We start from the raw sequence: 10,449 nt of genomic DNA, 5'->3' as shown, positions 1-10,449 counted from the left end.
TAAGCTGCGCCAGTAATGCCTGCCGTCAAGGCGTACATCGCACCCATATCATCTCTTATGCCAAAGATGGCGCGTTACTCGAAGAGCTATTTACCCGTGATGGTTCTGGCACCTTGATTAGCCATGACCCTTACGAAGAGATTCGCCGTGCTGATATCGACGATGTGGTTGGACTGCTTGAACTACTAACCCCGCTAGAACAACAAGGTATCTTAGTCAGCCGCTCGCGCGAGCGCTTAGAACAAGAAATTGACCACTATAGCGTCATTGAGCGTGATGGTATGATTCTAGGCTGTGCCGCGCTTTATCCACTGGATGCAGATTCAGCGGAAGTGGCTTGTGTGGCGGTTCATCCTGAATATCGTAGTGGCAACCGCGGTGCTGACCTTCTGGCGTTTTTGGAGCAACAAGCGCGCAGCCATGGTTTGCATAAGTTGTTCGTCCTGACCACTCGTACTGCACACTGGTTTGTCGAGCAAGGTTTTGCGGAAGTTGATGCTGCTGCTTTACCGGAGGCGCGCCGTGAAAAATACAATAATGGTCGTAATTCTAAAGTCTTCCAAAAAACACTTTAATTTAAAAAACACTTTAATTTAAGAAACACTTTAAGTAATTAGCGATTAATCATCGACTAGCCGAATTAGCGTACAGCAAAAAGCCCTCATATATGATGAGGGCTTTTTTATTGTCTTTAACCGCTTTAAGTTCAAAGGGTGAAAAATCTGGTAACGCCTTATTTTACTTTTAATAGCTCAACGGTAAAGATAAGCGTGCTGTTTGGCTCGATACCAGCATTACCCGCTTCGCCATAAGCGATATCAGATGGGATATAGAATTCGTATTTGCCGCCCTCTTTCATCAACTGTAGACCTTCTGTCCAGCCAGCAATGACTTGGTTGAGTGGGAATTCAATTGGCTCACCGCGTTCATACGAGCTATCAAATACCGTGCCATCAAGCAATTTACCTTCGTAGTTGACTTCGACCACGTCAGTCGCTTTTGGCGATTTGCCAGTAACAGCGGTCAATACTTTATATTGCAAACCAGAAGCGGTGGTTTTCACGCCTTCTTTTTTACCATTTTCTGCTAAGAATGCCGCACCTTTGGTTTTGTTATCTTCAGCTTTGCCTTCCATCTCTTTGACGAACTTTTCTTCTTGTTCTTTTTGATAAGTCATCAACACTTCTTGCATTTGCTCTTGCGTCAATGCTGAATCTTTACCTTCGTAGCCATCGCGGAAGCCTTTTTCAAAGGTATCAAGGTTCAGATCGCCGACCGCTTCTTTATTACCTTCTGCCATCATATAACCCAAGCTGTAACCCACTTTTTCATTGGCTGGGCTTTTTTCAGTCACTGAAACGCTTTTGCTGGCGCTTTCTTTATTGCCATTACTAGCATTACAGCCGGTAACTAATAACATCGCACTAGCAAGGGCACTAATGCTTAAGGTAGTAATTTTTTTCATAGAATACTCTCAAATTGTAAGGATAGTGGCGAGATGTCACATTCTTCTATCATAGCAAATCTTAGTTTTAGGAGCTACGATTCCCTTGAAATTATCGGTCAAATGTACAGTCTGTGTTAATATCTGCCGCCAAATTAACAACTTATCACACAACTATAGTAAGCCGTTAAGCTTTCTGTCTTTAAATACCTCATTACATCAGCTAAGCTAAATTGGTTAAGGTAAGAAGTAACAGAACGTAGATTTTGTTAACAATCTGCACAGAATGTTAGTTGGGGTCTTATAAAAAACACTTCTTGAATAATATCAATTAAAAATATTAATAATTAGGTATGGGTTCGTTACCAATAATCAGGCTTATATTGTAGAGCAGAGATTATTCGATAAGGAATGCATGATCATTAAAGGAGGACAGGATGAATCCAATGTATACATCGTTCAACGGTTATCTGGGTGGCCCTATTGGTTCCATCATCGGCGCTATTTTAATTTTTATCATTGGTTGGCTTGTGGCACTGGGTATCGCTGCCCTTGTACGTGGTGTGTTGTCAAAAGTGAATCTTAACCAACGCATGAATTCTTCAACCGGTAAAAGCTACGATTTAGAAGGTATTATCTCAAAAATCGTCTTTTGGTTTATTTTCATCATTGCGATTTCAGGCGCGCTAAGTCAGCTGAATCTAAATTCTATCTCAGCGCCATTCGCTAATATGGTCAATCAAGTCTTGACCTTTATTCCAAACCTTATCGCCGCGATTGCTGTTGGTGTGATTGGTTGGGTCATTGCGACCGTTGCGCGTACTGCCATTAACGCAGCATTAGCAAAAACCTCAATGGATGAGCGTTTAAGTGCCAAGGCAGGCGTAAAACCAATGAGCAGCACCATTGCTGATATGGTTTACTGGTTCATCCTTTTGGTTGTATTGACCATGGTACTTGGTCAGTTAGAGCTTGATGGTTTATTTGCGCCATTGACCAATATGGTTGATAAAATCTTTAGCTTTATTCCTAATATTCTTATTGCTGGTGTGGTCTTTGTGGTGGGTTATATCATCGCCAAAGTCGTACGCGGCATTGTGACCAACTTAGTTTCTACTTTCGATGTACAGAAGCTTGCATCAAAAGCAGGTCTAAGCGAACAAAACAGCTTGCCTAATATCGCAGGTTCATTAGCGTTTTTAGTGGTTATCATCCCAACGATTATTGCCGCTTTAAATGCGCTAAAAATCGATGTGATTGCGCGCCCTGCAACTAACATGCTGAACAAAATCATGGAAGCGTTGCCAAATATATTTATGGCAGCAGCGATTTTAATCGTGACCTTCTATGTGGTACGTATGGTTGCTAACATCATCAAAGGTTTGATCGAAAACACTCAAATCAACCAATTACCTGCGAAAGTTGGTCTGCAAGAAACTATGGGTGATAAGAAGATTTCTGACTTAGTTAGTTATGCAATTATCTTCTTTGCCATGCTATTTGCTGCGATTGCCGCCGCTGATCTATTAGGTTTCGAGCCTATCTCAGCCATCATTGCTATGTTTATTGCTTTTGGTGCCAATATCATTTTGGGCGCAATCATTCTGTTCATTGGTTTTTGGCTTGCCAACATCATCGCTGGTGTCGTTGAGCGCTCTGAACAAGGTTCACAGTTCTTAGCAAACATTGTACGTGTCTTAATCATGGGCCTAGTATTGGCGATGGGTCTAAAAGCGATGGGTATCGCTGATTCTATCGTTAACTTAGCATTCGGTCTAACCTTAGGTGCGGTTGCGGTTGCATTTGCCCTATCATTTGGTCTTGGCGGTCAAGAAGCAGCTGCTCGCTTCCTCCGTAAAATGCAAGATAAGATGGACAGAGAACGTGACGAAGCAAAAGCGAAATCTGCTCTGACGCCAAACTCATCGACGCAAGATAAAGTTGCCGCGTCAGTGCGTGAGAATACGCCAACGGCTAAGCCTGCGACTACATCAACTCCTGATATTCATACCGATATCGTTGATACAACACGGGTGAATACGGACACTATCAATACTTCTGACATCAACAATACTGCCAATACTAACGTAAACAATGCAGGTGTAAACAACAACGTTAACGATGGTAGTATCACTGATGAAGATATTACTAACAACAACATCCTGCCTGGTAGCGGTTTATACGACGATACCAATAATAAATAAGCAGTGGTTATATTTTAAGGACAAAAAAGACAGCCTAGGCTGTCTTTTTTTATACGCGTTTATAAATATTTCTAACGAGGTATAGTGAGTGAAAAGCAATATCGATACATCACACACTGCTGATATCAACTTTTCTTGCTTGCTGTGCCGGCGTAGACAGATGCTACAAAAAATTCACATTAGCAACACCTTAGCGTTTTTAGGATATTTTGACTATAGCTAGAACAAAGCACATTTTATGTTCGGTTCTGCTCCCACTATCGGTTTAGATTTTGCTGTTGCAACTGCTGTATTTGCTTGGTCAGCTGGCGCTCGCGTTGGCTCATGGCAGCAACTGGCTGTATCCATAAATCAATATCGATAAAGGTGTCATTTGCCTCCTTAATGAAATCTATACCGAGTACAATCACGTGATGCAGCTCCGCTATCGGTAAGCGCGTGGCCACATCCAAAGCGATTTTCGTAAGATTTGGTTGAATAGCCTGTTTACTATGTTGCCCTTTGGCATCTTGTCCATAAAATATCAGCACATAGTGCCGACCTAAAGACTCATAGGAATGTTGATGGACGACATAGCCTTGTTCTCGTAATGGTTGTTGTTGTTTGGGATGGCGATACAAGGTACGAATCAGCTCATGCCGTGAAAATAAAGACTCATCGAGTATTTGCTGCTGCCAATATGCAAGATTTATTGCCGAGAAATCTTGCTTATTCTTTTTTTGCCCATTATCGCTATACCGCTTTAACATTTGGCTAATCATTTGCGACCATAACACAGCCGCTTGCGCCATATGCTGCTGATACATTTCGCCTGTCGTACTATGACTTTTTTGCGCTAGCGCCATCGCAATCAAGGCGGAATTTGGTTTATCTTGCATCTTATATTTAATCAGCGCGTTGTCTATAGCGATAGCTTGCGCAAATACGGCAGGGTCATTTAGGAAATCAGCAATCATCGCCTCTTCAGACTTAAGACTATCTATACGTCTGTTATCAGTATGTTGCCATTGCTCTAAACGGTATTGTAAAAATCGCCATAGCTCGCATGGCGTATGTAATGCCCTTAATATCAATTGCCAATCATGCCAGCCAAACACCTGTAATGGCGGTTCGCTTGCTTTGATTTCTGAACTTAAACCGTCTATAAACCCATTGCCAATAAGGTTATTTTTTACACGTTTACTTGTGTTCTGATAAGTGTTTCTAAATTGAATATCAAAAACCACAGCATAGGTCGTCGCATCTATCTTATCTTTGTACCTAGTTAAATAGCCGTTGCGCCATGCCGAAATCGATTCAATAGCCGTTTTACGTACGTTTCCAATATGTCCTGCACCTATATCCTCAGGTAAATAAATGCTTAGATTTAATAGTCGCAATTGACCTGAGGGCAATTGATAGTCGTATTTTTGCGCCTTATATTGGCCGTTATAGCCAGTCGCAAGCGCTTGCAAATCAGGCAATACAAGCGTCGATATCTCAGATTGCAGGTAACAAGCCAACTCATCGCCAAGATAACCTTCATCAGATATCACCGTAGTCAAATTGGACACAGCCGCAACCTTTTCTTATTAAATAAATATAGCAATGTATGCCTTGTCATAACTTTTAGCGATAAATTGAACAACATAAACGCCATTATACCTAGTCGCATTCATCGCAGTGAGTTGTTATGATGACACAAAAGCTAGCACGTTTACGCCTCGTTTGCTGAGCTATCAATTGCCACAGCACTTGTGGGCTTGCTTAATATTTTTATTTATACAATAACACTCGTATAATAACAAGGACTGAACATCATGAAACGCTTTAAAGAAAAAACCGTCATCGTCACAGGCGCAGGTTCAGGTATCGGCCGCGCAACCGCCATTCGTTTTGCTCAAGAAGGCGCTAATGTGGTGTTAGTCGGACGTACCGCGGCCACCCTAGAAGAAACGGCTAAAGCGTTTCCACAAGATCGCACTTGGATTCATACCGACAATTTTTTGACCATCATTTGCGATATCAGCGTAGAAGCTCAAGTAAAAGAGATGATCAAAAGAGTCGTCGATAAATTTGGCAAAATCGATGTCTTGGTAAACAATGCCGGCAAAGCCATGCAAGGCAAAATTACTGAGCTGTCTTCTGAAGATTGGAAATTAGCCATCGATGTCAATTTAAATGGTACTTTTTATGTCTGTCAGGCTGCCATGCCGCATCTAATTGCGAGTAAAGGCAATATTATCAATGTCTCGTCGCTGTCTGGCGTCGGTGGCGATTGGAATATGGCGGCTTATAATGCGGCCAAAGCCGGTATCAGCAATCTGACTCGTACGCTCGCGCTAGACCACGGTGCTGATGGCGTGCGTGTCAACGCCGTCAATCCAAGCGTGACGGCAACCGAGATGACCACCGCCATTCAAGACAACGATAGCAGAAGCAATAAGTTTTTGGACCGCTGCCCCCTTAAGCGGATGGCGAAACCAGAAGATATCGCCGCCGCCATCACTTTTTTAGCCAGTGACGACGCCGCTATGATTACCGGTGTTAATTTGCCCGTTGATGGCGGAGTCAGTGCCTCTAATGGGCAACCGCATTTTTAGTAGCCAATAATCTATCGCCTAAAAAACTATTTGATAACAATCATAATTGCTCAAGATTAAAAAAGCCTCTGATAGCTCAAATATCAGAGGCTTTTTGGTTGCAACCGTTATTAGAAATCATAAAAGCGTTACTCAGCTAAATGATTGATATCTTGTAATGGCTGCGATAAGCGCTCAGGATATCGTGGTACTACCCCGCGATACTGCGCATAAATTTTTGGCAAATCGACGTCGATATTACCGGTCGGATAGACGGGCGACATAAAGCGTATTTCCTTGGTTTTATAATCCATGGCTACGGGCAAAATTGGCACGCCGGCACCTAATGCCAAATAATAAAAACCTGTTTTCCAGTCTTTGGTATATTGGCGCGTACCTTCTGGTGCTAGGCCTAAAAATAGCGGTTTGCCAGTCTTAAATTTATCGATACTCGCTTGCAGCACCGAGCCTTTATTACCACGGTCAATAGGAATGACGCCAATCCACTTTAACAGCTGCGCAAACAACGGCACTTTAAATAGCGTATGTTTGCCCATGATGCTGATTTTCAAATCTAGGGCAAATAAGCTTGGTATCGCATAAATACCGTCAACGTTGGAGGTATGCGGCAGTGCCAAAACCACCGCCTGCGGGATATTTGGAATCTCGCCAACGGTGCGCCAGCCTGCTGCTTTTAACAATGCGGACCCAATCTTTGGCGCAAATTTATTACCACGTTTTGGTACTAAATTACCCAGCTGGTTTTTGCTCAAACTTGGTAGTACTTTTGAGCGCGTAGGATTAGAAACAGCCACTTTAGAACGCTTAAAAAATTTTGATGTCATGACGGCACCAGATAGTAAAAGATACCTCTATAATACCATTAAGCGTATGCTACTAGATTGAATTTTATAGGCTTTTATTACCTGCCAGCTCACTTTTTCCTATACTGATATAACTAAACTATAGAAATGAAAAGTAAAGTGCGCAAACCTATACAACCTTTCCTAGATAATCGCCAAATTGCCTTTATTTTCAAGCCATGACTTACGGTCAGACGCACGTTTTTTGGCGAGCAGCATATCCATCACGCTATTGGTCAGTATCATATCGTCCATGTCCAGCTGTACCAAACGGCGAGTATCACGGTTCATGGTGGTCTCGCGCAGCTGTTCGGCACTCATTTCACCGAGTCCTTTAAAGCGCGTAATTTGGGCTTTTTTATTGCCAGGTACATTGGCCAATATGTGCTCAAGTTCTGACTCATCTAACGCATAATGTACCTCTTTACCGACATCAACGCGGTACAGCGGCGGCATCGCGACGAATAAATGACCTGCATCGACTAAAGCGGGAAAATGCTTAACAAACAACGCACAGATAAGCGTGGCAATATGTAGACCATCAGAGTCAGCATCAGCCAAAATACATATTTTGTCATAGCGCAGCTCAGATAAATCATCCGACGCTGGATCAACGCCAATGGCAATGGCAATATCATGAATTTCTTGGCTTGATAATACCGTATCTGACGACACTTCCCACGTATTTAATATCTTACCGCGAAGGGGTAATATTGCCTGATAATGACGGTCACGTGCTTGCTTGGCACTACCACCCGCGGAATCGCCTTCTACCAAGAATAGCTCTGCGCCGTCACGTAAATCCCCACGACAATCCGCTAACTTCCCCGGTAATGCTGGCCCTTGAGTGATTTTTTTACGCGCCACTTTTTTGGCTGATTTTAGGCGGCGACCGGCTTTATTAATCGCCAATTCGGCAATCTGTGTGCCCATATCGGCATGCTGATTGAGCCACAAGCTAAAGGCATCTTTTGCCAATGTTTGCACCGCGCCCGCCGCTTCACGGCTAGAAAGCCGCTCTTTGGTTTGGCCAGAAAACTGCGGTTCAGAAAACTTCAGCGACAAGATATAGTTGACGCCATCCCAGACATCTTCGGCTGTTAATTTAACATTACGAGGCAGTAGATTATGAATATCGCAAAACTCACGTAATGCCTCTAAAATACCGGTACGTAAGCCATTAACATGCGTACCGCCCTGTGCGGTTGGGATAAGATTGACATAGCTTTCTTGAATCGGCGTGCCACCATCCGGCAACCAAGACAAGGCAAAGGTGATAGCCGCACGCTCACCAGCTTTGGCTTCATGATTATAATAAAATGGTGCTTCCGGTAAGGTTTCTAACCCATCTAGCTGCTCGTTTAAATACTCAACCACCCCATCGGTAAATTGCCAAATGACTTTTTCATTATTGATATCATCGATAAATTCAATCGTCAATCCAGCGGCTAATACCGCTTTGGCTTTTAGATTGTGTTTCAGCTGTTTAACGTTAAACTTTGGCGTATCAAAAAAACTACCATCGGCCCAAAACTTAACTCTAGTGCCACGTTTACGTTTATTGGAGCTAACCGTTTCGGTTAAAGAGGTGACCGCTGCGCCATTCTCAAACGCCATCTCGAACTGCGTACTATCGCGCCAAACCGTTACTTCAACTCGCGTTGAGAGTGCGTTAACGACAGAGATACCCACACCATGCAAACCACCCGATACCTCATAGTTAGATGTCGAAAACTTACCACCCGCATGTAGACGGGTCAAAATCAGCTCAATCCCTGATTGACCAAATTCAGGATGGATATCGGTTGGCATACCGCGGCCATCATCTTCGACCGATAGCGAGCCGTCACTATGCAGCTGCACCTTGATGGTTTTTGCATAGCCCGCCAACGCTTCGTCGACTGAGTTATCAATGACCTCTTGGGCTAAATGATTGGGGCGCGTGGTGTCAGTGTACATCCCAGGACGACGACGGACAGGCTCCAGCCCTTCTAAAACTTCTAACGATTGCGCATTATATTGACTCACAAATGCATCCTTAATTATTCATGTGCGATTAATTCTATTAACCCATTATAACGAAAAACAGTGGCCTTAAGGTCAATACTCATTTGCTTACGTCAGATAATGTCGTTTAGTTAAATCCGTGTGAGACTCTGCAGCATCTCAATCACCGTAGGTAATTGCTCAATAAAATCACTAAAGCGATGATCGCCGCCCGTTTGCATCGTTACGCTTGCGCCTTGTGTTTGATAAAACTGTTTAGACAGTTCAGGATTAAGCAGCTCATCTCCTTCCTTAATGAGGACAGCAATTTTATTAGGATAATTAACGGTTGATAGTTGGTGCGCTGCAAACCACTGCAAATCTGTTTGAGTAATATCCCAACCGCCCGCTGTCGAATGAATAACCTGCTTGCCCAAATCCTCGTCTTTAACATTGTTTTTTAGCGCAAAATCTTTGGCAAACCGCTGCAAAGTAATATGGGGCTGGATGCTGGGATTTAATAATAGCGCTGGACAACCGGTATGATTGCTAACCACCGTAGAAAAATAACCACCCAACGAGCTACCGACCAGTACGGTATGAGAAGATTTATTTGGCTTATCTTGCGCTGTTTTATTTTGACCGTCTAAACGTTCAATTAACGACAGGATTTGCTTAAAAACTTGCTCAGGGGTCTTGTTCAAATCTGGTCGTAATACCTTGATATCGGGATGATACTTTTGGCAATAATCCTCCAATAATTTGCCTTTTGTAGAGTTGGCATCATTGTCTAAGCCATGGATATAAATAATATTCACGTAGAATCTCACTGATTGGTTTTGTTATGATTGCTGTATATGGCGGTGTAAAACTTAGCATAGCACTGACGCCACAAAAACAGTAACGATAAAATGGCACAGTATTATTCGCTATTTGCGCCATAATAGTATTTACGATGAGACGAGACAAGCAATCGGGCAAGTTAAAGGAATAACGTAATAGCGATGGAGCCGCCATGAATCAGCAGTTTGAACTGTTCGAGATTGCCAATCCATGCATTGGTGTTTGCCAAAACAATAAAAAGGGCTACTGCTTTGGCTGCCTGCGTAGCCGTCCTGAGCGCCAGCTATGGCATGATATGACCACCGAACAGCGCCGCGAAGTACTAAGGCTTATAGCAGGACGTCGGCAACGTATCGAGCAGCTGCGACAGCGTAAAGGCGAACAATTGGGCTTTGATTTTGATGAGACAATAGAGACAGGAAAATTGTTTTAACAAAGAGGCAAGTTAATATATACTTAACCTTAACAGGTAATAATGTAAAAAAACTACATAGTATCCTATTGAAATTTATTTTATTATCACTATATATAAGTAAATGAATATTGAT

9 protein-coding genes are annotated in these 10,449 nt (G+C 42.9%); 4 read left to right on the top strand and 5 right to left on the bottom strand.

Features of this window, described 5'->3' with window-relative positions:
* Positions 1–575 (top strand): amino-acid N-acetyltransferase (argA, locus tag V7D75_RS09450; RefSeq protein WP_333614360.1); only part of this gene is annotated, 575 nt, incomplete at its 5' end.
* 158 nt (positions 576–733) lie between these two features.
* Here the strand turns inward: argA and V7D75_RS09445 are convergent.
* Positions 734–1,465 carry an FKBP-type peptidyl-prolyl cis-trans isomerase gene (locus tag V7D75_RS09445; RefSeq protein WP_333614359.1) on the bottom strand — a complete coding sequence of 244 codons (732 nt, stop codon included), beginning with the start codon at positions 1,463–1,465 and terminating at the stop codon, positions 734–736.
* Positions 1,466–1,881: 416 nt separating this feature from the next.
* Here V7D75_RS09445 and V7D75_RS09440 point away from each other — a divergent pair, with 416 nt between their 5' ends.
* Entirely contained in the window at positions 1,882–3,648 is a 1,767-nt protein-coding gene (locus V7D75_RS09440; RefSeq protein ID WP_333614358.1) for a mechanosensitive ion channel, read from the top strand.
* 257 nt (positions 3,649–3,905) lie between these two features.
* Here the strand turns inward: V7D75_RS09440 and V7D75_RS09435 are convergent, their stop codons facing one another.
* Positions 3,906–5,201 (bottom strand): hypothetical protein, encoded by a 1,296-nt coding sequence (locus tag V7D75_RS09435; RefSeq protein WP_333614357.1) that lies wholly within the window; start codon positions 5,199–5,201, stop codon positions 3,906–3,908.
* 246 nt (positions 5,202–5,447) lie between these two features.
* On the opposite strand from V7D75_RS09435, the gene V7D75_RS09430 reads away from it, so the two are divergent.
* Positions 5,448–6,230: an SDR family NAD(P)-dependent oxidoreductase gene (locus V7D75_RS09430; RefSeq protein ID WP_333614356.1), complete on the top strand. Its 783-nt coding sequence runs from the start codon at positions 5,448–5,450 to the stop codon at positions 6,228–6,230.
* 128 nt (positions 6,231–6,358) lie between these two features.
* Here V7D75_RS09430 and V7D75_RS09425 read toward each other — a convergent pair whose 3' ends face one another.
* From V7D75_RS09425 to V7D75_RS09415, 3 genes are all read right to left on the bottom strand, one after another.
* A complete protein-coding gene (locus tag V7D75_RS09425; RefSeq protein WP_296192973.1) occupies positions 6,359–7,054 on the bottom strand; it encodes a lysophospholipid acyltransferase family protein in 696 nt (231 codons plus the stop codon).
* Positions 7,055–7,216: 162 nt separating this feature from the next.
* Positions 7,217–9,100 carry a DNA topoisomerase IV subunit B gene (gene parE / locus V7D75_RS09420; protein ID WP_333614355.1) on the bottom strand — a complete coding sequence of 628 codons (1,884 nt, stop codon included), beginning with the start codon at positions 9,098–9,100 and terminating at the stop codon, positions 7,217–7,219.
* Between the two features lie 110 nt (positions 9,101–9,210).
* Positions 9,211–9,876, bottom strand: a complete 666-nt coding sequence (locus V7D75_RS09415) for a YqiA/YcfP family alpha/beta fold hydrolase (RefSeq protein WP_333614354.1) — start codon at positions 9,874–9,876, stop codon at positions 9,211–9,213.
* A gap of 197 nt (positions 9,877–10,073) precedes the next feature.
* Here V7D75_RS09415 and V7D75_RS09410 point away from each other — a divergent pair, with 197 nt between their 5' ends.
* Complete coding sequence (locus V7D75_RS09410; RefSeq protein WP_333614353.1) at positions 10,074–10,334, top strand: DUF1289 domain-containing protein; 261 nt, start codon at positions 10,074–10,076, stop codon at positions 10,332–10,334.
* Positions 10,335–10,449 lie beyond the last annotated feature (115 nt).

The organism is Psychrobacter sp., from assembly GCF_036731945.1.
Classification (GTDB): domain Bacteria; phylum Pseudomonadota; class Gammaproteobacteria; order Pseudomonadales; family Moraxellaceae; genus Psychrobacter.
The sequence above is the reverse complement of the archived record's forward strand: the minus strand, read 5'-3'. Positions and strand labels throughout refer to the sequence as shown.